Genomic DNA, 19,951 nt, shown 5'->3' with positions numbered 1-19,951 from the left:
CGACATATTTTCTATGTCTTTTCCAGTTTTGTTCCTGTATACTTGATTCGACATACATATGCTGTTAACTTATGGCACTTTGCAAGCCTCCGTTGTTACCAGCATTATGAAGAAATTTATGCTACTGGAGAGATTGTTATGCGCAAGACAAAAGAAGGTGCTTCCCCTTCTCTGTTTTCATTGGCTTTTAAACTTACGAGTTTAGCAGTTTTGTGCGGACTGCTTCTGGTAATCGTCATAATGGGTTATTCCGCTTCCGCCGCAAAAAACAAGCAGGTCACCGTGACCGCAAACGGACAGCTTCGAGACGAAACAGAAAGCCTGCGGCTGAAAAATGATTCTCCCGACGTCTTACTTAAACATTTGCAGAAAGAGCAAGACACAGGGAAAAAAACGGTATATTTAACCTTCGACGACGGGCCGTCTCCATATACTGAACAGCTGTTGAATGTATTGAAGGCAAATGGCGCAAAAGCCACTTTTTTTATGCTTGAACCGCGGATGAAAGCCTATAAGCATTCCGTGGAAAGAGCGAACCGGGAAGGAATCGCGCTCGGCCTGCATGGCGTGACGCACGATAATCATCTGTTTTATCAAACACCGACATCGCCGCTGAAAGAAATGCAGCAGGGACGCGATACGCTCCAGGCAATCACCGGAGTGAAAACGGATCTTGTCCGTACGCCTTACGGCAGCAAACCGTCATTGACAGACACCCAGATTAAGCATCTCGAAAAAGGCGGCTTCGTGTACTGGGACTGGACGATAGACAGCGAGGACTGGAAGTACAAGAATGCCCGGTACGTGCCGGAAGTGCTGAATCAGCTCGCATATTTGGAAAGTGTTCATACGAGCAGGCCGCATGTCATTTTAATGCACGATCTGCCTGCGACGGTGCATGCTTTGCCGAGCCTGATCCAAAAACTGAAAGCTCAGGGCTACTCATTTGACGTGCTGACGGATCAAATGATTCCCGTCCATGAATAAGAAAAGCCGGATCTGTATATGATCCGGCTTTTTTTATGTCGCGGCGCTGATCCGCTTTGCAAATTCACCGATCTTCTCATGAATGACAAGATCAAATAAATGGTCGCAATATGTCGGCTCAAGGTTAATGATCACCTGCTTCAAACCGGGAATCCGGCTCACATCCTCAGGGACAAACCTTGCCGGCGCCACCTCAAGCGAAGTGCCGATCACAAGAAGAAGATCAGCTTTATCAAGCTTTTCATAAAGGGTTTCAAAATGCTGAACAAGATCGCCGAACAGGACGACATCCGTCTTTAATACAGCGCCGCATACCGCATGATCTCCGGTCTCCGCCGTACATTCCGGCACTTCTTCCTTCAGCAGATGTGAAAGCCCGTAGCGCGCTCCGCAGCGGGGGCATGCGGCGGTCTGAATTGAACCGTGAAGCTCATAGACACTGCTGCTTCTCGCTTTTCTATGAAGCCCGTCAATATTCTGCGTGAAAATGTCTACCTGTTTTCCCCGCTTTTCAAGATCCGCCAAATACTTATGGCCGGCATTCGGTTCATAACTTCCGCTCATTTTCATCTGAAACAGCTGTTTGAATTTAGGCCAGAAGTCGCGCGGACGGCGTTCAAAGTATTCCCTGCTCATCGCTTCCATTCTGGAGGTGTCTTCGGTCCATATACCGCCCGCCGAACGAAAATCAGGAATGCCGGATTCCGTGCTCATGCCCGCTCCCGTCAGCACCATGATACGTTCAGCCTGATTGATCAATGTCATAACCGCTTCCACTCTTCCACCGCCTTTTTCTTTTTATCATATCATGAAAAAAGAACGGCGCCTGTTATGCCCGTTCTTTTTCTCCGGAATGACCATTGACTTGAACCGGTTCATCCTGATTTTTCTGTTTCACAAAAACCGTTTGGCCCGGATAGGCGAATTCCACGCCTTCCTCCGCAAAAAGATCAATAATCCGGCGGTTGATATCCTGCCGCACATCCAGACTTTCCGCCCAGACGATGGTCTTTGTGTAGAAGTTAAAAAACAGATTGTAATAGCTGTCTGCAAACACGTCAAAATGAACCATAATCGTATCATCATGTACGCCTTCATGTTCACGCAGCATTTCTCTGAGCCTGATGATGCACCGCTCTAAACGGTCAATCGGCGTCGCATAAGAGACACGAATGGAAAACGTAACCTGGCGCTTCGTCATTCTCGTCCAGTTTGTGATGGCTTCCATGGACAGCGTTGAATTGGGCACGGTGACAAGCGCCCCCTGCGCCGTGCGGAACCTTGTGCTTCTGAATGTAATATCTTCTACGCCCCCCGTCACAGACGACGTCTCGACCCAGTCGCCGATCGTAAACGGCTTCTCCGTAATGATGATGATACCGCCGAAAAAATTGCTGATCGTATCTTTAGCCGCGAGTGCGAAGGCCAGCCCGCCAAGTCCGAGTCCGGCCACGAACCCGTTTACATCATAATTAAATTCCTGCGCGATTACACTGACGCTGAGCGCGAGAATGACAAAGCGCAGCACCTTGGATAAAAACGGCGCCAAAATGTCATCCATATCAAGCTCAAAGCGCTGATTGACTTTATGAAATAAAAAGGAAGACGCGGATGTCAGATTGCAAAGCCCCCAGGCGATCAGCGCCACGATCAGGGAGCGGTACATTTTTTTGACAATATCCATCTGCCCGTCTAAAAACGGCGAATACTCAATCGCCAAAAACAGCCCCAGCGCCACGAAAAACCATCTGGCCGGCTTGTCAAACGCGATGGCAATCTGTTTGAATATGTCGGTTTTCGGTTTGTTCGCCAATTTATAAACAAGCTGAAAAAAGTATTTGACAAACAGCTTTCTCAAAATGAGAAAAGCCGCTAAAATTCCAATGCTGATACCGATCTGTGAAATATGGTCAAGAGTAAAAAAGCTCTGAAAATGTGTCATCATGGCATATGCTCCTTTGTCTTGTCGAAAATCCATTATACTAAAACATTCGGACATCAGCTTCTTTTAATGTCTTCAGGCAGCCTAAAAACCCTGGCAGCAGAACACAGCCGGGGTTTTCACAAAATTCGTTCATCTTTCAGCCAGATACAACAGGGGCAGGCACTATTTCTTCTTCGATTGTGTCTGTTTCAGGAGAGTCGCTTTTTGAATTTCAGCATCGGTTTCGGCTTTAATTCTTTCTTCCACTTTCAATCTCCCTTTTCCCATGATCTCGCCTCCTTTTTGCCATTATAAATCACCACTGCGGATTGTAAACCGAAAAAAGCACTATCTTCATTCCAAAAAAATCCTCTTTCGCACATTCACCAGTTTGAATCGCTGTGCATATATGAATTTGATATAATAACAGAAATGCCCTTGAGGGGAGCTGACAAGCTTGTATACCATCGCCCATCGCGGCGCATCCGGTAATGCGCCCGAAAATACATTTGCGGCATTTGATATCGCGGCCGAATTGAACGCTGATTTCATTGAGCTTGACGTCCAGCTCACAAAAGACGGACACATTGTCGTCATTCATGATGACAGAGTCGACAGGACAACGGACGGCTCCGGTTTTGTAAAAGATTACACGCTGAAGCAGCTGCAGTCTTTGGACGCCGGAAGCTGGTACGGAGCTGAGTTTAAAGGAGAGCGGATTCCCCTGCTCGAAGAGGTCTTGAAGCGCTATCATTCTAAAATCGGATTTTTAATTGAACTAAAAGGGCACGCTTCTCAAGTCGGTCTTGAAAAAGCAGTCGGCCAGCTGTTAAGCAAGTTTTCCTTTTCCATTTATCATATCGTTCAATCTTTCAGCCTCAAGTCGATTCAGATCTTTCATGACATGTATCCGTCCGTTCCGACTGCGATCATTGCCAGGCCCAGCTTTGGGATGTTTTCCAAAAGCCAGCTGACCGCCTACAAATCAGCCGCAAATTATGTCAATATTAAATACACCCGCCTGAATCGGTTCTTGATTTCCACCGCCCACAGACACGGCCTGAAAGTATTTGCATGGACGGTCAGAAACAAAAAGACGGCCGAAAAGCTGCAAATGATGGCAGTTGACGGCATTGTAACTGATTTTCCGGATTTTATTTCTAAGGATGGCTGATATGAAACAATACATCGCAATTTTTATCGGAGGGGCGCTTGGCGCTTTGCTCCGCTTTGAATTGAGCACGCACATTCACAGCAGTTCTTTCCCCGCGGCTACTTTCCTCGAAAACGCGGCGGGAAGCCTTTTACTTGGTCTTATCACGGGTTATTTTGTCATTCGGGCAAAGCGCCCTCTTCTAACCGCCTTTTTCGGAACCGGTTTTTGCGGAGGTTTCACGACGATGTCAACCTTCGCAAAAGAAACCGTCTTTTTGCTGCAATCGTCTCCCGCAGCTGCTTTTTGTTATGCTGCCGCGACATTATTCGCCGGCCTTGCCCTTGCGTATGCCGGCATTTTCTGCGGACGGCGGATTGCTCTCCGTTCAGCGGGAAAGGGGCATGAAACGTCATGACGATTGTTTTGATGCTTATCGCAGCGGGAATCGGAGCGGTATTGCGTTTTCTGCTGGGTCAAACCATTTCAGAAAGGACAAAAGGTTTTCCGATTCCGCTTGGAATGGCTGCGGTCAACCTGCTCGGCTCTTTCGGTCTCGGCATGTTCACCGGACTGGGTCTGGATAATCCTTCCGCCGGTATCATCATCGCGACAGGTTTTTTCGGTGCGTTTACGACCTTTTCCACCTTCAGTATTGAAGCCGTGCAGCTGATGATGAACAATCGCATAAAGGAAAGCCTGCTCTACATCGCAGTTTCAGCAGCCGGAAGCCTTTTGGCGTTCTGGTGCGGCCTCATTATCATATCCATTTAAAAAAACCTTGAGCTTATTTTTCGCTCAAGGTTGCGTTATGAAGCATGACCGCTTCAGGCACGGGCAGCGGGCGGTTTATTGTTTCCTGACCGCCAGTGCGGCCCTGTTCTTCTTTTACTTCAAGACGTTTAATAAACCGGCCGTCCATTTCTAATACGAGGACAGTGTATCCCCCGATCTGTATCGACTCACCCGAACAGATATCAATATTCCGCTTCAGCACAAGCCCGCCGATCGTGTCGACTTCCTCTTCAATCCCTGCGCCGAGCAGATGATTCACCTGATCGATGCGAACCTTTCCGTCCAGCACATAATGGCGTTCGGACAGCTTTTGAATCAGCGGCTGTTCGTCTTCATCAAATTCGTCTCTGATATCGCCGACGATTTCTTCAAGGATGTCTTCGGTCGTCACAAGACCGGACGTTCCGCCGTATTCATCAGATAATATCGCCAGATGAATACGCTCTCTCTGCATTTTTATCAGAAGATCGTGTATCGGAATCGTCTCGATGACTTCAATGACCGGACGGACGTAAGAGGCGATGGATACTTCCGCTTTTTCATCTTCTGTCATAAACAGCAGATCTGAAAAGAGATGCTTCGTATTGATCATGCCGATAACGCTGTCTTTGTCCCCGTCCGTTACGGGCCAGCGCGTATATTTATCTTTCAGCATCATATCAAGCATTTCCGGCACTGACATATCAGTTGAAACAGCGGCGATTTCTTTTCTCGGAATCATGATTTCCCTGGCGATCCGATTATCAAACTCAAAAATTTTATTCACAAATGTATATTCAGACGGATTGATTTCTCCGTTTTTTAAACTTTCTGACAGCAGGATCCGCAGCTCTTCTTCAGAGTGGGAGCCTTCATGCTCAGATACCGGCTTTAATCCGGGCAAACCGGTCAAAATTCTCGCGGAGCCGTTCAGCACCCAAATAAACGGGAACATGAACACGTAAAATAACCGAAGCGGCCCTGCAATCCATAACGTCAGCTTTTCCGCTTTTTGAATGGCAACCGTTTTAGGCGCAAGCTCACCGACGACGACATGTAAAAATGTAATCAGCCCGTACGCCGCGGCAAAAGCAATCACATGCTCAGCAGAATCCGGCAGTCCCATACCCCGAAACACAGGATGAAGCATCCGCTCAAATGCTGGCTCTCCCAGCACCCCGAGCCCGATGGATGTCAGTGTAATGCCGAGCTGCGAGGCGGATAAATACTCATCAAGATCCGTAATGATACGCTTTGCAAGCACTGCCCGTCTGTTCCCTTCTAGGATGAGCTGATCGATTCTGGATCTCCTCACTCTGACGATCGCAAATTCACTCGCCACGAAAAACGCCGTTAACGCAATGAGCACACCGATTAAAATCAAACTGTCAATATCGTCCATTTCACCTTATCCCTGATTGAAGGATAAGGACGTCACCTCCTGATTTCATCATTTTTTCTTAAGCGAGAGGAACGAAATGGGTGATTGACTATGCAGAGGGCCCCATCCTGCCACCTCCTAAGTCAAAGCATGATTATAATTTGTATATTTTATTGTATCACAACTCAATTCTTTCTTCATTTTCAGATTTTTTTATCATATAAAAAAACAGCCTTCAAAAAAGAAGACTGCCGTTATCTGCTTCGGAAATGATTTTCTAAACAAAGCGCCGTATTAATCCCTCCGAATCCCATGCTTAAGCTTAGCGCATGGTGTACGGTATGGGCGATCGGTTCGTCCGTCACCCACTGGAATGCGCCGTCGATCGGCTCCGTTAAGTTTCTGGTCGGATGAAGCTTGGATTCCCGCATTTGCAGGAGCGCCGCAATGATTTCTACCGTTCCGGCCGCACTCAGGCCGTGACCTGTAATCGATTTTGTCGCATTAATCCGTGCGTGCGACAGACCGCTTTCAGAAAGCGCCCGGCATTCAGTCTTATCTCCGATCGGCGAACCGGTGCCGTGCGGATTGATGTAATCGATCTCTTTCGCTGAAAGACCGGCCCGCTCCAGTGCCTGGCGGATCACCGTCATTTCACCCTCTGCTGAAGGATTCGGATTGCGGTTCGCATCGGAAGCCATGCCCCAGCCCTTTAAGCCGGCCCATGAACGCGCGCCCCTCTGTTCGGCAGATTCAGCGCGTTCCAGCACGATCGCCCCGCACGCTTCTCCGAATATAAACCCGTCCGTATGCCGGTCAAACGGGCGGCAAGCGGCTTCAGGACGTTCAGCGTATGTATCGGTGCCCATTGCTCCCAGTGAGCGGAGAGCGTGACACTCCATATACGACAGATCGGCCAGCGCCCCGATCACGATACAGCGGTCAAACAGGCCGCCATTGATTCCTTGAGCGGCCTGGATAACCGCCGCCTGACCGCTTGCCGACGCGCCGCCGACCGTAAAGGCCGGCCCTTTTATCCCGAATTGCTCCGTACAAAGCCCCGACAAATCACTATCCATAAAAGAAAGCCCGTACGTCGGATTCACAAATTGCGGCATTTCACCGTTTTTCTCAAAGACCTGCATCAGTTCGCGCTGCGTCGTATTTGAACCGCCGATGATCAGACCGGTGCGGCTGTGATCAGCGCCGTCTAATTGAGCGTCATGCCATGCCTCATATAAAGCGATAAGCGCCGCCTTTCCTGATAATGCGGCCCTTCGGTACAAGCGCTTCGACAGCGCATCAGGCGGCGTTAATCCGCTAAGCTCCGCGCCGATACACGAACTGCCTTTCTGCCGGCCGGGGCGTTTCATCACATCGAAGGCGTGCCGCCCATCCATAAGCGCATCAAGAAACGCCTCCTTGCCTTGTCCGACCGCGGTTAAGACCCCGATTCCTGTAATGCTGATGTCTGACGTGCCATCATTTCTCCTCGACATTTGACCGTTCTCCCATCTTTATGTATTGGAAGCTATGAAGAAAAATCTTGATACAGTGCTTTGAAAATGTCCCGCGACTGTCTGATCTGTTCTGAAGGCACGCTGAAAGATAATCGGAAATAGCCGCTTTTTCCAAATCCGCTGCCGGGTACGATCAATAGTTTATATTTCTGTGCGGCATGCATGCAGAAAGCCACCTCGTCTTCAATCGGTGATTTTGGAAAGACGAAAAAGCCTCCTTTCGGCATTTCAAATTCAAAGCCGGCTTCTGTGAGGATGTCCACCATAAGATCTCTCCGCTTTCGATAAGGTTCGGCGTCAATCGAAAGATCGTCCATTTTCGCTATTGCGCGCTGCATCATGACCGGTGCATTCACAAAGCCGAGCGTCCGGTTGCAGAAAACGAGCGCATCCGTCAGAAGGCCGCGCTCAGGTATTTGGGCGTCTGTTGCGATATACCCGAGCCTTTCCCCCGCAATGCCGAGATCTTTACTGAACGAACTGACTAAAATAACGCGGTGATACGCCTGAAACGGATTCGCCTGTTCTTCTCCGTAGATCAGCTGGCTGTACGGTTCATCAAACAAAATGAAGATGCTTTGCCCGTTCCGCTCCTCGGCTTCTTTTAATAAGGCGCCCAAATCATTAAGATTTTTCTGGTTCAGCACAGTCCCCGTCGGGTTATGCGGCGTATTGACGATCAGTCCTTTCGTACGGGGAGTGATCGCTTCTCTCACCGCTTCAATATCAATCTCAAATGAGTCAGTCAGCGGGCAGATGACGGGGCTGCCGCGGTAATTTTCAACATACGCTTTATATTCCGCGAAATAAGGTGAAAGAAGGATGACTTCTTCCCCCGGGTTCAGGATGCTCTTCAGCGCAACATTCAGCGCTCCGCCTGCCCCGACCGTCATGACTGTATGCCTGGCAGAAATCTCGGTCTGAAACCGCTCTGACAAAAAGCCTGCAACCTTCTCTCTCGCCTCCGGAAGCCCCTGGTTTTGTATGTATCCGTGCCTACCTGTTTCAGCCGCTTCGCAAAGCGCCTTTTTAAATGTTTCTGGCGGCTCCGCAACCGGATTTCCTATTGAAAAGTCAAACACCTTATCGGCGCCGAATTCTTTTTTCAGCCGCGCGCCTTCATCAAATAGTTTTCGTATCCAAGAGCCTTTCTCCAGATTTTCTGTCACTTCCCGTGATAAACCGGCCACTGTCATCTGTCCCTTCTGTCTTTTTCTTCCGTTTCTATTTACAATGATTATGAAAGATTTACATGGCGCAGTCAACGCTTTTTCCGGAAGCCTGCCCCCCGTTTCAGAGGAAAGACGGAAAACAATAAACTTGTGCAAACTCCCCTTCATATATTAAACTATTCTCATAACTATAACGTGATGGTTGGGGAGGGATTTAGATGGGGCTGAGACTTATCGCATCAGTGAATTAGCAGAGCTTGCCGGTGTAACGAAACGCACGGTGGATTACTATACAAACCTCGGGCTTTTGAAGCCTGACAGATCTTGCTCGAACTACCGTTACTACGATACACTTGCACTCAATCGATTACAGTTTATAGTCGCTTGTAAAAAGCAGCGATTGGCCCTGTCTGATATAAAAGACCGACTGGAAAACCAGTTTCCCTCTTCAGCCTTGCCTGACGATATTGGAAATCTGGCATCGGAAATTGATCATATGAATCAAAACATCTCCGGGATCCTGCATCGGTTTGAAAAGCTTGAACCAGAGGAGCGCGCCCAGCTGAAAAAAAGGCTGGCTCCTGAAAAGCTTGCAGTGCTTCAATCATTTATGCTGCTGTTAAGTTAAACCATTATCTTACTAACAGGAGGTGTTACCTTCATCTTCCCAAAAGGAGTGAAGGTTCTAATTGGACATTGTGAATTTGATTTTAGTCGCGGTTTTAATCGCGCTGACGGCATTTTTCGTAGCATCTGAGTTTGCGATAATCAGAATCAGAGGCTCACGGGTTGACCAGCTTATAGCAGAAGGAAATAAAGCCGCAATCGGTGTCAAAAAAGTGACCACGCATTTAGATGAGTATTTATCGGCGTGCCAGCTCGGCATAACATTGACTTCCATTGGTCTTGGTGTCTTAGGCGAATCAACGATTGAACGCTTGCTTCATCCGCTTTTCACAAAAATAAACGTACCAAGCTCACTATCGCACATTATTTCATTTATTCTCGCCTACGCGATCATTACGTTTTTACACGTGGTCGTCGGAGAATTAGCGCCGAAAACAGTCGCCATCCAAAAAGCGGAAGCCGTTTCGATGCTGTTTTCGAAACCGCTCATTTGGTTTTACCGCATCATGTTCCCGTTTATCTGGCTTCTGAACAACTCCGCCCGTCTTTTAACGAAGATGTTCGGTCTGGAGACGGTGTCTGAAAATGAGCTTGCCCATTCGGAAGAAGAGCTGCGCATCATTTTATCTGAAAGCTATAAAAGCGGTGAAATCAACCAGTCTGAATTTAAATATGTGAACAAAATCTTTGAATTTGACGACAGACTCGCAAAAGAAATTATGATTCCGCGTACGGAAATCGTCAGTCTGCCGCATGATATCAAAATCTCTGAAATGATGGAGATCATTCAGATTGAAAAATATACCCGGTACCCTGTCGAAGAGGGTGACAAAGATAATATTATCGGCGTCATTAACATTAAAGAAGTGCTGACCGCCTGCATCAGCGGCGAAGTATCAGTCGACTCGCCGATTACCGATTTTGTCAATCCGATCATCCATGTGATTGAGTCGGCACCGATTCACGACCTGCTTGTGAAAATGCAGAAGGAACGGGTTCATATGGCGATTCTGTCGGACGAATACGGCGGAACCGCGGGGCTTGTCACCGTTGAAGACATTATCGAAGAAATCGTCGGGGAAATCCGCGATGAATTTGATATAGATGAAATCAACGAAATCCGCAAACTCGGCGACGGCCATTACATGCTTGACGGTAAGGTTCTGATTGATCAAGTGAACGAACTGCTCGGCATCCATTTAGAAAATGACGAGGTCGACACCATCGGCGGCTGGTTCCTTACCCAGAAATACGATGTTGAACAATACGATTCGATTATCGAAGAAGGCTGCGAATTTATCATTAATGAAATTGAAGGCCACCACGTCGCATATATCGAAGTAAAGAAACTGGCGTTTGATGAACTGCTGGAAACCGCCGAACAAAAAGAAGCATAATAAAAAAGCTTGCGCGTCTGATACAGACGGCAAGCTTTTTTTGTTTATATTTGATCAAGTTTTTTCTCAAGCTCTTTAATTCTGGCATTCAGCTCTTCTGTCATGGCCGCAAGCCTCTCCTTCGGCGCAAGATCAGAAAAGTCCTCCAAAAAAATCGGCTCGCCGATGATAAGCCGCATTTTTCCCTTTTTAAACAGCTCTTTACCCGAAGACGGGCCTCTGTATGCGGCCGGAACGAGCGGCGCTTTCCCCATTTGGGCGATGGTCACGGCTCCTCTTTTCAGCGGGACGTCTTCTGATGTTCTCGTGCCGCTCGGAAAGATCCCGACAATCTGTCCTTCCTTCAGAAGCTTAATCGGCGTTTTAATGCTGCTCGGACCCGGATTTTCACGATCAACCGGGAATGCGTGAATCTTCTTCAAAAAACCCCCGATCCACTTTTTCTGAAACAGTTCTTTTTTGGCCATATAATGAATCTGATGAGGTAATATTCCGACACCGAGCGTGAGGACGTCCACCCAGCCCGCATGCGTGCACGCAATAACGAATCCTTTATCAGACGGAAGATTCTCCTTGTTGTACACTTTCACTCCCCCGCGCAGGGAAAGAATGGCTTTTATGGCATTTGCACAAAACTTATACATAACGCACTTCCTTTGTTGTAATGATCAAAAGTGTTCTCCCTCTATTATAACAATATTTTTTATTACCTGGTACTAATAATTATATTTTTCCTCTGCCGATCCCTATCTTTTATGACGGATTTTGGGTACTATAAAGAAATGGTGTTTGATTAGGTGAAAATGAATTTAAGCCGTTTGCATGGAACGTGCAACTTTAAACCTTTCTTATGCGTGTATAACAAGGAGAAAAGGCAGTGACGATCGATGAAATTTACCAAATGTATATGAATGATGTTTACCGGTTCCTGCTCTCCATGACAAAAGACAAGCATCTCGCTGAAGATTTGCTGCAGGAAACCTTTATGAGGGCATACATACACATTCACTCCTACGACCACAGCAAAGTAAAGCCATGGCTTTTTCAAGTGGCGAGAAATGCGTTTATAGATTATGTCAGAAAACATAAAAAGGAAGTGACCATTTCCGATGACTTAATTGGGAGCCTTTTTCAGACGGCTGTTCAAAGCCCGGCTCATCAGATTGAAATCAAGGAAGTGCTGACAGGGTATATGTCCGAACTTCCCGACAATTATCGGGAGGCCTTAACACTGTATTATTTAAAAGAACTGAATTACAAAGAAGCATCCCATATTATGAATATTTCAGAGGCTAATTTTAAAAGTGTTTTATTTCGTGCCAGACAGCGGCTGAAAGCACTTTATAATAGAGGTGTTAATGATGAATGAAGAATTTAAAAAGCGTTTTTACCAATACAAAAATGGAGAAATGAGCGACCGGGAAATGGCCGCCTTTGAAGAAGAGCTGGAAAAGCTGGAAGTCTATCAGGAATTGATTGAAAGTGAAATGCAGGACGACCGGGAATGGGAAGTCGGCATCAGTCCGGAAAAACAGAAGGCTATTTTATCATACGGAAAACGCAAATCGTATTTGCGGATTTCAGTTCTCGCCGTCATTTCCACTTTGATGATTTTGCCGCTTTGTACTTTGGGAAGCTACCTCTATTACGGTTTGGGAGGAAAAGAAAGCACAGGCAATCAATTAATGGAAACCGCGGCCGTGACAGTGGCGACCACAATGCCGAACGTCCTCGTCGATACCTCCGGACTGAAAAGCCAGGTGAAACTGTTTGGAATGAATACGGAATTTCCGCTGCAAAAGCAGATTGGCACAAAAACGAAATCCGTCGGCGGAGAACGGATTGAAATGTTTTTAGATACAGTCAAATCGCCTGCCGTTAACTACTATGATCTAGACGCGGCACAGGCAAAGCATTATTTCGCCCATCCTTCCGGCTTAAAGGAACGCACGATTGACAAAGCCGGACAGACATTAAAAAAATTGCCTGAAGGAAGCGTGGCGGAGGTCTATCTTTCTTATGACCGGGCCTATCCTTCTTCTCAAGTATATTCAACTTTTAAAAAATACGATGTGAAGTTTTTATGGAACGCGATCGAAACGGAGAAAAACCTGAAAGACAGTCCTTATGCCGATCCGTTAGGATTTCCCGGGAAAGATTCTAAGCTGGCTCCCTCTTTCGAAGCGCAGGGACAGACAGACCGAGAACAATTTATCAGCGCCCTTGAATTTATGTCCCATCATAAAAAATGGGCGCAGGTGATATCGAAACGCAAAGACATGAAACTGAGCAGCAGAATCGACTATGTTGAACATCACGGAATGAACGTATACGGCTCTGTCGTGACGGGGCCGACAAAAGAAATCGAACGTCTGCTGAAAAACAAAACAGTCAAAGCAGCAAACATCGGTGAGGTGGAATTATGGAATTGGTAAGAATCTTTAAAGAGCATAATGTTTTCGGCTGGATATCGGTCGGTACCGCGATTTTGTCGCTGCTGCTTTTGAATGTGGCGATCATCAGCAATGTGACATTCTATTCTTATCAGATGCTGCCGTTTGCGATGGCCGCCGTGCCGTTCGGCATCATTGAGCTGTTTATTAAAAAAGGACGGACCGGACCGGGACTGCTCGGTGTCATACTCAATCTGTTCGTCATTGTCTGCGTATATACGATCGTTGCGGTTGATACGAATCTGCAATTCGGTTTTTAAGCATAAAATAAAAACAGGCCCTTTTACGGGGCCTGTTTTTTTAAAATGAAAGAACGCCGGTTAAATGCAGCAATACGACAATGATAGCCAGCGGCACAAGATATTTCAGAAGGAAATACCACAGCTGAAAGAAACGGTAGCCGATGGCGGAGCCGCTTTTCATCTCGGCAAACAGCTCCTGCTTCGGTATTTTCAGCGGAATAAAGATTGATATTAATAAGGCGCCGAGCGGAATCAGCACATTGCTGACGGTGAAATCCGCAAGATCAAAAAACGTTTTTCCGAACAAATGAACATCACTGAGAACACCGTATGATAAACAGGACGGAATTCCGACTAAGAAAATGAGCAGACCGCTTGTCCAGGACAGCTTCTTTCTTTTCGTTTCATCCCCTTTCCCCACAGTCGCCACGATAATTTCCACCATAGAAAAGGCCGAAGTCAGCGCGGCAAAGAAAAAGACTGCGAGAAAGCTGATAAAAAACAGCGAGCCGAACGGCAGCCGGTCAAAAACAGCCGGCAGCACGGTAAACAGCAATGTCGGTCCTTCATCCGGTTTAAATCCGAACGAAAAAACCGCCGGAAAAATGGCCAGTCCCGCAAACAGCGTGACGAGCACATTCATGATAACAATTGAACCTGCCGAGCCCGGGAGGTTTTGGGTCTTCGGCAGATACGAACTGTACGTCACCATGACCGAAACGCCGAGCGTTAATGTAAAAAACGCCTGTCCCAAAGCATAGAGGATGGATTCCGGCGTCAAATCTTCAAAATGCGGAACCAGTAAAAATTTAATCCCCTCAACGGCATGATCAAGCGTGACAGAGCGCAGCACAAGCAACAGAAACAGCACGAATAAAATCGGCATCAGCACCGCACTGACACGTTCAATCCCTTTCTGCACGCCTTTTGCGACGACCGCAACCGTCATGATCATAAATACCAGCTGCGCGGCGAGAGTCTGGATCGGATTTTCAATGACCGTACCGAACACCGTACCGTACTGCTCCTGAGTGAGTCCTGATAAAGAACCGGTAACGGCTTTCAGCACATAGAGCAAAATCCATCCGCCGACAACACTGTAAAAAGACAAAACTAAAAAACAGGCCGCCACACCCACATAACCCGTGAGGTGCCATACCGACTTTGGCGCGGCTTGTTTGTAGGCATCAATCGCATTTGTCTGGCCCCGTCTTCCGAAAATAAATTCACCGAGCAAAAGCGGATAGCCTAAAAGTACGGTAAAGAGGACGAAGACAAGAAAAAAAGCGCCTCCTCCGTTCGTACCCGCTACGTAAGGGAACTTCCAAATGGCTCCCAGGCCGATCGCCGAACCGGCAGCGGCCATAATAAATCCTATTTTTGAGGCCCATTGAACCCTTTTTTGGTCAGACACGACTTTCCACTTCCCTTCCGCCCTATATTATCCCTTATTCGCTGCGATAACTTAAGCCCATTTCAATATGTTTCACTCTTCTGAAAAATAAAAGAAGCGGCTGATGCCGCTCCTTACAAATCCCCGTTTAATTTTGAATGCTTTCTCGAATATAAGAAATAAATCACCAAACCGATGATCAGCCAGATAAAGAAACGAAGTATGGTGGCGGCGCCAAGGTTAATTATTAAAAACACGCAGAACAGAATGGACAATGCCGGAATAAAGGGAACTCCCGGGCATTTAAACGCTCTCGGCAGATCGGGCTGTTTCTTTCTCAGCACGATAACCGCCACGGAAATCAGGACAAACGCGGCAAGCGTGCCGATGTTCACCAGCTTCGCCAGTTCATCAAGCGGGACGAGCGAGCCGAGCAATGCCGACAGAATACCGAATACCCATGTGACCACGTGCGGCGTTTTATGCTTCGGATGGACTTTCGAAAGCGCCCCCGGCACTAAACCGTCACGGGACATCGCAAACATCACCCTCGTCTGGCCGTACAGCATGACGAGCATCACCGTTGTCATTCCCAGCACCGCGCCGATATCAATAATGCCCGCCACCCAGTTCTGCCCGGCCATCTGCAGGACGAGAGAAACCGGGTGATCGACGCCTTCAAAGCGGGCAAACGGTACGACGCCCGTCATAATCGCCGATACGGTCACATACAGCACGGTGCAGACGATTAATGAAAAAATAATTCCTTTAGGCAGATCCTTCGCCGGATTTTTCGTTTCTTCAGCTGCGGAAGAGACGGCGTCAAAACCGATAAAGGAGAAGAAAACGAGCGCCGCGGCACTGAAAACACCGCCGAACCCCATCGGCATAAACGGCTGCCAGTTGTGCGGTTTGACATATACAGCCGCAACGGCGATAAACAATAAAACAACAAGAATTTTCAGAATTACCATAATATTATTGACCCGCTTTGATTCTTTAATGCCTAAGTAGAGGATAAATGTAATCGCAAGCACAATAACAAATGCGGGAAGATTAAAGAATGTGACCGTGCCTTTAATTGATCCCGGCGCGGCCGTTAATGCGGCGGGAAGATGAATGCCGAAGCCCGCCAAAAATGATTGAAAATAGCCGGACCAGCCGACCGAAACCGCACTGACAGCGAGCATATATTCCAATATTAAATCCCATCCGATGATAAAAGCGAGAAGTTCTCCCAATGTCGCATAAGTAAATGTATAGACGGAACCTGAAACCGGCACGCTTGAAGCAAATTCAGCATATGACAAAGCCGCGAATAAACACGCAAGAGCGGCTATAACAAATGAAATGGTCAGCCCCGGTCCCGCCGTGACCGCGCCTGTTCCGGTTAACACAAAAATTCCCGTTCCGATGATGGCCCCTATCCCCAGCAGGGTCAGATCAAAGGCTCCTAACTCCCTTTTCAGCGACTTTTCGCCGCCCGTTGCGGCAAGCAGTTCCTGAATGCTTTTCTTTCTGAATATGCTCCCCTTCATCTGCTTCACTCCTTGTATATCAATCTCTTATGTTAGAATATTCAGATAACAATGGCTGTAATGACTAAATTCTTATTTTTCGCATGAAATATTTCAGCACATCATTCCTTTCTCCTATACCATATTATAACGAAACATATAAAAATGAAAATAACTTTTTGAAAATTCTATATATTATTTTTATGATTTCTTAAAGCAAAACGGAACCCATAACGTCCCTTCATACAGCGGGTTCTCACGTATTACAATCTTTGAGTTCACGATTTGACTGACAGCTGCCGCATTATATTGATATGTATGTTCAAATAAAAATCCCGCACCTTTTAGCAGTGCGGGATAAGGCTTACGGATTATGTGGAAATAAATCTGCCGCCATTTACGTGAATGGTTTGACCTGTCATATAGGAAGATTCGTCTGAAGCCAAAAGCACGTAAGCTCCGGCGTGTTCCGCCGGCTGCCCCGGCCGTCCCATCGGGGTGTCCAGTCCATGGTTTTCTACCTTTTCTTCAGTAAATGTCGCGGGAATCAGCGCGGTCCAGATCGGGCCCGGCGCCACTGCATTAACCCTGATCCCCTGATCGGCCAATGACATCGCCATCGAACGTGTAAAGGAAACGATGCCGCCTTTCGTGCACGAATAGTCGATCAATGATGTATCGCCCTGATAAGCGGTAATAGACGTTGTATTAATGATGGCGCTCCCTCTTTTCAGATAGGGCAGCACAGCTTTTGTCATATGAAACATGGAAAACATGTTTGTGCGGAACGTCTTCTCCAGCTGTTCAGCCGTAATATCAAGGATCCCGTTTTGCGGATGCTGCTCAGCCGCATTATTAACAAGAATATCAATTTTCCCGTAGTGATCTAAGACTTGCCGGACTGCCTTCTGACAATGCGCTTCATCACCGACGTCTCCCGGAATTAACAGGCATTCGGCCTGGCATTCTTCCGCGCGCTTTTTCGTTCTCTCGGCATCGGCATGTTCGTCAAGATACAGGATGGCAAGATCCGCTCCCTCCTTCGCGTAAGCGATCGCAGCCGCCGCGCCGATGCCGCTGTCTCCGCCCGTGATGACGGCGACTTTTCCTTTTAATCTGTCCGACCCTTTTACATCCGGATCTTACAGAAGGGGCTTCGGGTCCATTTCCGACTCAATGCCGGGCTGGCGGTTTTGCACCTGCGGTTTTTGTCCTTCCGTTTGTCTGTCCATCGGATTCATATTCTCACACTCCTGCAATTGGTATTACTGAGACGATACCACGCAGTGCGGAGAGCTAAACGGACAAATATGCCAGGCTTAAAGCGGCTGAGCCGTTTCAGGTAAGGTGCCGGTGTATTTCGCAGACGGCCTGAAAATCATATTGTCAGCGGACTGTTCAAGTACATGGGCGCACCAGCCCGTCATTCGGCTTGCTGAAAAAGTCGGCGTAAACAACTCATTATCGACATCAATGGCCTGCATCACAGCCGCTGCGTAAAATTCCACATTTGTATACAGCTTCCGTCCCGGCTTATATTGCTCTAATAAGCGGATGGCTTCCTTCTCCACATAAAGCGCCAAGTCAAGCGACGGATCATTTCCCGCTACCTCTTCAGCCTTTATGCGCAGCGCTTCTGCCCGAGGGTCTTTTGTTTTGTACACTCTGTGGCCGAAGCCCATCAGGCGCTCTCCCCTCATAAGCTTCTGTGTCAAATAGGCTTCTGCGTTTTCTTTTTCGCCGATGTCTTCAAGCATTTTCGTGACACCTGAAGGCGCGCCTCCGTGCAGCGGCCCTTTCATCGTACCCAGTGCGGAAGTGACGGCAGACACTAAATCAGATTCAGTCGAAACGGTGACCCTCGCTGAAAAAGTCGATGTATTCATCCCGTGCTCCATCGCCAGAATCATATACGTCTCAAGCGCTTTCTTCTGAGCTGCGGACGGCTGCCTCCCGGTCAGCATGTACAAATAGTTTTCCACGTGGCCGTATCGTGCTTCAGGTGACAATGCTTTCAGCCCTTTTTTCCGACGATATCTGTACGCAATGATCGTCGGTGTGACGGCAATCAGTTTAATCGCTTCTTCCGGCTGGGGCGGATATGTAAATGAATCTGTGCCCAAACCTGAAATAGCCGTTCTCAGCACCGCCATGTCGTCCATCTCGTCCGGAAGCGTTTCCAATAAGCCGATGAGATGCTGCGGAAGCCCGCGCTCAGCTGCAAGTTCATCCTGAAACGCAAGCAATTGCCGCTCATCCGGAAGCGTTCCGTTTAAAATGAGATACGCCGCTTCTTCAAAACTGCATTGCAGCGCGATATCCTTTGCGTCATAGCCGCGATATATTAAATGCCCCTTTTCTCCGTCAATGTGGCTGATAGCCGTTTCTGCACAAGTAATTCCTTTCAATCCACGATAAATCAATTTCATTCCCCCTTATCCTCTTTCTGTTATTATAGTAAATATAATATTTAAAAAATAATGAATATTTTTAAGGGAATTAATTAAAACTTTTAATCAGAGGAGTGCATCTATGGATTTTAAATGGCTTCACACCTTCGTCACCGCAGCAAAATATGAGAATTTCAGAAAAACGGCGGAAACGCTTTTTTTATCTCAGCCGACCGTCACCGTTCACATAAAATTATTAGAGAAAGAAATCAGCTGTAAGCTGTTTCAGCGAAGCGGGAGAAAAATACAATTAACGGAAGAAGGAAAAGCATACGTGCCGTTTGCCATGAGGCTTTTGGAGGATTATGAAAACAGTATGGCGGAGCTGCACAGGGTGCGCCAGGGCTACTTCCACACGCTGACGCTCGCTGTTTCGCCTCTTATCGCCGACACCGTTCTTCCGTCTGTCATGAAGCGTTACACAGCGGACAATAAAGAGACTGAAATGATGGTCACCATTTACGAGTCGGAAGAAATCGCCTCCCAAATCAGAAACGGCTCAGCCGATATCGGGCTGAGCTGCTTAAAGGTGCAATCATCTTCCCTCACCTGCCGCCCCCTGTACAATGACCCCGTTGTGCTCGTCGCGCCCCCCGGCCGAAAATCAGGATCAGGGAAGGCGGCTGATGTGAAAGACCTGTTCGGACAATATCTGCTCCTGACCCATAACCATCCTGACTATTGGGATGATTTGCTCCGTCAGGTCAGAATACAATTCCCTTTCGTCAGAACGATGAAGGTGACACAGACGCATATTACGAAACGGTTTATTAAAGAGGGGCTGGGTGTCTCATTTCTGCCGCTGTCAGCTGTAAAGGCCGAACTCGCCGCAGGGAGCATGATTGAAATTCCATGCGAATTCGCCCAGATACCGAGCGCAGGCGCGTACGCCATCGCACTACATGAAAATGAAAAAAAGCAAACCTTTTTAGATTTTTTATCACATTTTCATTTTTAAGTG

Annotated in this window: 20 protein-coding genes and 1 pseudogene; 10 read left to right on the top strand and 11 right to left on the bottom strand. The window is 47.5% G+C overall.

All coding sequences use genetic code 11. From position 1 onward, the window contains the following. The first annotated feature begins 138 nt into the window (after window positions 1-138). On the top strand, window positions 139-987 hold the full coding sequence (locus ACW5MY_RS05130; RefSeq protein WP_013351676.1) for a polysaccharide deacetylase family protein: 849 nt from the start codon (window positions 139-141) through the stop codon (window positions 985-987). Between the two features lie 33 nt (window positions 988-1,020). Here ACW5MY_RS05130 and ACW5MY_RS05125 read toward each other — a convergent pair whose 3' ends face one another. From ACW5MY_RS05125 to ACW5MY_RS05115, 3 genes are all read right to left on the bottom strand, one after another. After that, window positions 1,021-1,752 (bottom strand): NAD-dependent protein deacylase, encoded by a 732-nt coding sequence (locus ACW5MY_RS05125; RefSeq protein WP_376745306.1) that lies wholly within the window; start codon window positions 1,750-1,752, stop codon window positions 1,021-1,023. A 64-nt stretch (window positions 1,753-1,816) separates the two neighbouring features. Then, window positions 1,817-2,932, bottom strand: coding sequence for a mechanosensitive ion channel family protein (locus tag ACW5MY_RS05120; protein WP_013351674.1), 1,116 nt, complete (start codon window positions 2,930-2,932; stop codon window positions 1,817-1,819). Window positions 2,933-3,094: 162 nt separating this feature from the next. After that, window positions 3,095-3,199, bottom strand: coding sequence for a YhdX family protein (locus ACW5MY_RS05115; protein ID WP_003155299.1), 105 nt, complete (start codon window positions 3,197-3,199; stop codon window positions 3,095-3,097). A gap of 169 nt (window positions 3,200-3,368) precedes the next feature. Between ACW5MY_RS05115 and ACW5MY_RS05110 the strand changes: the two genes are divergently transcribed. From ACW5MY_RS05110 to crcB, 3 genes are read left to right on the top strand one after another with little or no spacing between them, the layout of a single operon-like run. Continuing rightward, complete coding sequence (locus ACW5MY_RS05110) at window positions 3,369-4,085, top strand: glycerophosphodiester phosphodiesterase (RefSeq protein WP_013351673.1); 717 nt, start codon at window positions 3,369-3,371, stop codon at window positions 4,083-4,085. A 1-nt stretch (window position 4,086) separates the two neighbouring features. Next, window positions 4,087-4,482, top strand: a complete 396-nt coding sequence (locus ACW5MY_RS05105; RefSeq protein ID WP_013351672.1) for a fluoride efflux transporter FluC — start codon at window positions 4,087-4,089, stop codon at window positions 4,480-4,482. After that, window positions 4,479-4,838, top strand: a complete 360-nt coding sequence (gene crcB / locus ACW5MY_RS05100) for a fluoride efflux transporter CrcB (protein WP_013351671.1) — start codon at window positions 4,479-4,481, stop codon at window positions 4,836-4,838. Before ACW5MY_RS05105 ends, crcB begins: the two co-directional genes overlap by 4 nt. A gap of 13 nt (window positions 4,839-4,851) precedes the next feature. Here the strand turns inward: crcB and ACW5MY_RS05095 are convergent, their stop codons facing one another. The 3 genes from ACW5MY_RS05095 to ACW5MY_RS05085 all read right to left on the bottom strand — a co-directional run bounded on the left by ACW5MY_RS05095 (window position 4,852) and on the right by ACW5MY_RS05085 (window position 8,935). Beyond that, the gene (locus ACW5MY_RS05095; protein WP_289394247.1) at window positions 4,852-6,240 is read right to left on the bottom strand and encodes a hemolysin family protein; all 1,389 of its coding nucleotides are present in this window, start codon (window positions 6,238-6,240) and stop codon (window positions 4,852-4,854) included. 233 nt (window positions 6,241-6,473) lie between these two features. Beyond that, the gene (locus tag ACW5MY_RS05090; protein WP_289394246.1) at window positions 6,474-7,718 is read right to left on the bottom strand and encodes a beta-ketoacyl synthase N-terminal-like domain-containing protein; all 1,245 of its coding nucleotides are present in this window, start codon (window positions 7,716-7,718) and stop codon (window positions 6,474-6,476) included. A gap of 32 nt (window positions 7,719-7,750) precedes the next feature. Continuing rightward, window positions 7,751-8,935 (bottom strand): pyridoxal phosphate-dependent aminotransferase, encoded by a 1,185-nt coding sequence (locus tag ACW5MY_RS05085; RefSeq protein ID WP_038463195.1) that lies wholly within the window; start codon window positions 8,933-8,935, stop codon window positions 7,751-7,753. A 178-nt stretch (window positions 8,936-9,113) separates the two neighbouring features. Between ACW5MY_RS05085 and ACW5MY_RS05080 the strand changes: the two genes are divergently transcribed. Next, window positions 9,114-9,539, top strand: coding sequence for a MerR family transcriptional regulator (locus tag ACW5MY_RS05080; RefSeq protein ID WP_013351667.1), 426 nt, complete (start codon window positions 9,114-9,116; stop codon window positions 9,537-9,539). A gap of 61 nt (window positions 9,540-9,600) precedes the next feature. Beyond that, complete coding sequence (locus tag ACW5MY_RS05075; RefSeq protein ID WP_013351666.1) at window positions 9,601-10,935, top strand: hemolysin family protein; 1,335 nt, start codon at window positions 9,601-9,603, stop codon at window positions 10,933-10,935. Window positions 10,936-10,979: 44 nt separating this feature from the next. Here the strand turns inward: ACW5MY_RS05075 and ACW5MY_RS05070 are convergent, their stop codons facing one another. Continuing rightward, window positions 10,980-11,579 (bottom strand): lysophospholipid acyltransferase family protein, encoded by a 600-nt coding sequence (locus ACW5MY_RS05070; protein ID WP_193351507.1) that lies wholly within the window; start codon window positions 11,577-11,579, stop codon window positions 10,980-10,982. 233 nt (window positions 11,580-11,812) lie between these two features. Here ACW5MY_RS05070 and sigM point away from each other — a divergent pair, with 233 nt between their 5' ends. The 3 genes from sigM to ACW5MY_RS05055 are packed head-to-tail and all read left to right on the top strand — an operon-like array spanning window position 11,813 to window position 13,648. Beyond that, window positions 11,813-12,304 carry an RNA polymerase sigma factor SigM gene (sigM, locus tag ACW5MY_RS05065; RefSeq protein ID WP_003155312.1) on the top strand — a complete coding sequence of 164 codons (492 nt, stop codon included), beginning with the start codon at window positions 11,813-11,815 and terminating at the stop codon, window positions 12,302-12,304. Beyond that, window positions 12,297-13,370 (top strand): anti-sigma factor, encoded by a 1,074-nt coding sequence (locus ACW5MY_RS05060; protein WP_193351906.1) that lies wholly within the window; start codon window positions 12,297-12,299, stop codon window positions 13,368-13,370. Before sigM ends, ACW5MY_RS05060 begins: the two co-directional genes overlap by 8 nt. Beyond that, window positions 13,358-13,648: an anti-sigma-M factor gene (locus tag ACW5MY_RS05055; protein ID WP_003155315.1), complete on the top strand. Its 291-nt coding sequence runs from the start codon at window positions 13,358-13,360 to the stop codon at window positions 13,646-13,648. Before ACW5MY_RS05060 ends, ACW5MY_RS05055 begins: the two co-directional genes overlap by 13 nt. Window positions 13,649-13,688: 40 nt before the next feature. Here ACW5MY_RS05055 and ACW5MY_RS05050 read toward each other — a convergent pair whose 3' ends face one another. The 4 genes and pseudogenes from ACW5MY_RS05050 to ACW5MY_RS05035 form a co-directional block, all read right to left on the bottom strand. Beyond that, window positions 13,689-15,044, bottom strand: a complete 1,356-nt coding sequence (locus tag ACW5MY_RS05050) for a sodium-dependent transporter (RefSeq protein ID WP_013351663.1) — start codon at window positions 15,042-15,044, stop codon at window positions 13,689-13,691. Window positions 15,045-15,157: 113 nt separating this feature from the next. Continuing rightward, the gene (locus tag ACW5MY_RS05045) at window positions 15,158-16,561 is read right to left on the bottom strand and encodes an amino acid permease (RefSeq protein ID WP_013351662.1); all 1,404 of its coding nucleotides are present in this window, start codon (window positions 16,559-16,561) and stop codon (window positions 15,158-15,160) included. 350 nt (window positions 16,562-16,911) lie between these two features. Further along, window positions 16,912-17,781 (bottom strand): annotated as a pseudogene (locus tag ACW5MY_RS05040) (SDR family oxidoreductase). 78 nt (window positions 17,782-17,859) lie between these two features. Beyond that, window positions 17,860-18,963 carry a citrate synthase/methylcitrate synthase gene (locus ACW5MY_RS05035; protein WP_041481718.1) on the bottom strand — a complete coding sequence of 368 codons (1,104 nt, stop codon included), beginning with the start codon at window positions 18,961-18,963 and terminating at the stop codon, window positions 17,860-17,862. Window positions 18,964-19,072: 109 nt separating this feature from the next. Between ACW5MY_RS05035 and ACW5MY_RS05030 the strand changes: the two genes are divergently transcribed. Beyond that, window positions 19,073-19,948, top strand: a complete 876-nt coding sequence (locus tag ACW5MY_RS05030) for a LysR family transcriptional regulator (RefSeq protein WP_289394243.1) — start codon at window positions 19,073-19,075, stop codon at window positions 19,946-19,948. The last annotated feature ends 3 nt before the right edge of the window (window positions 19,949-19,951 follow it).

This window comes from Bacillus sp. Bwzl_19 (assembly GCF_054900515.1).
Note: the sequence above shows the minus strand (reverse complement) of the source record. Positions and strands in the feature narration are given on the sequence as shown.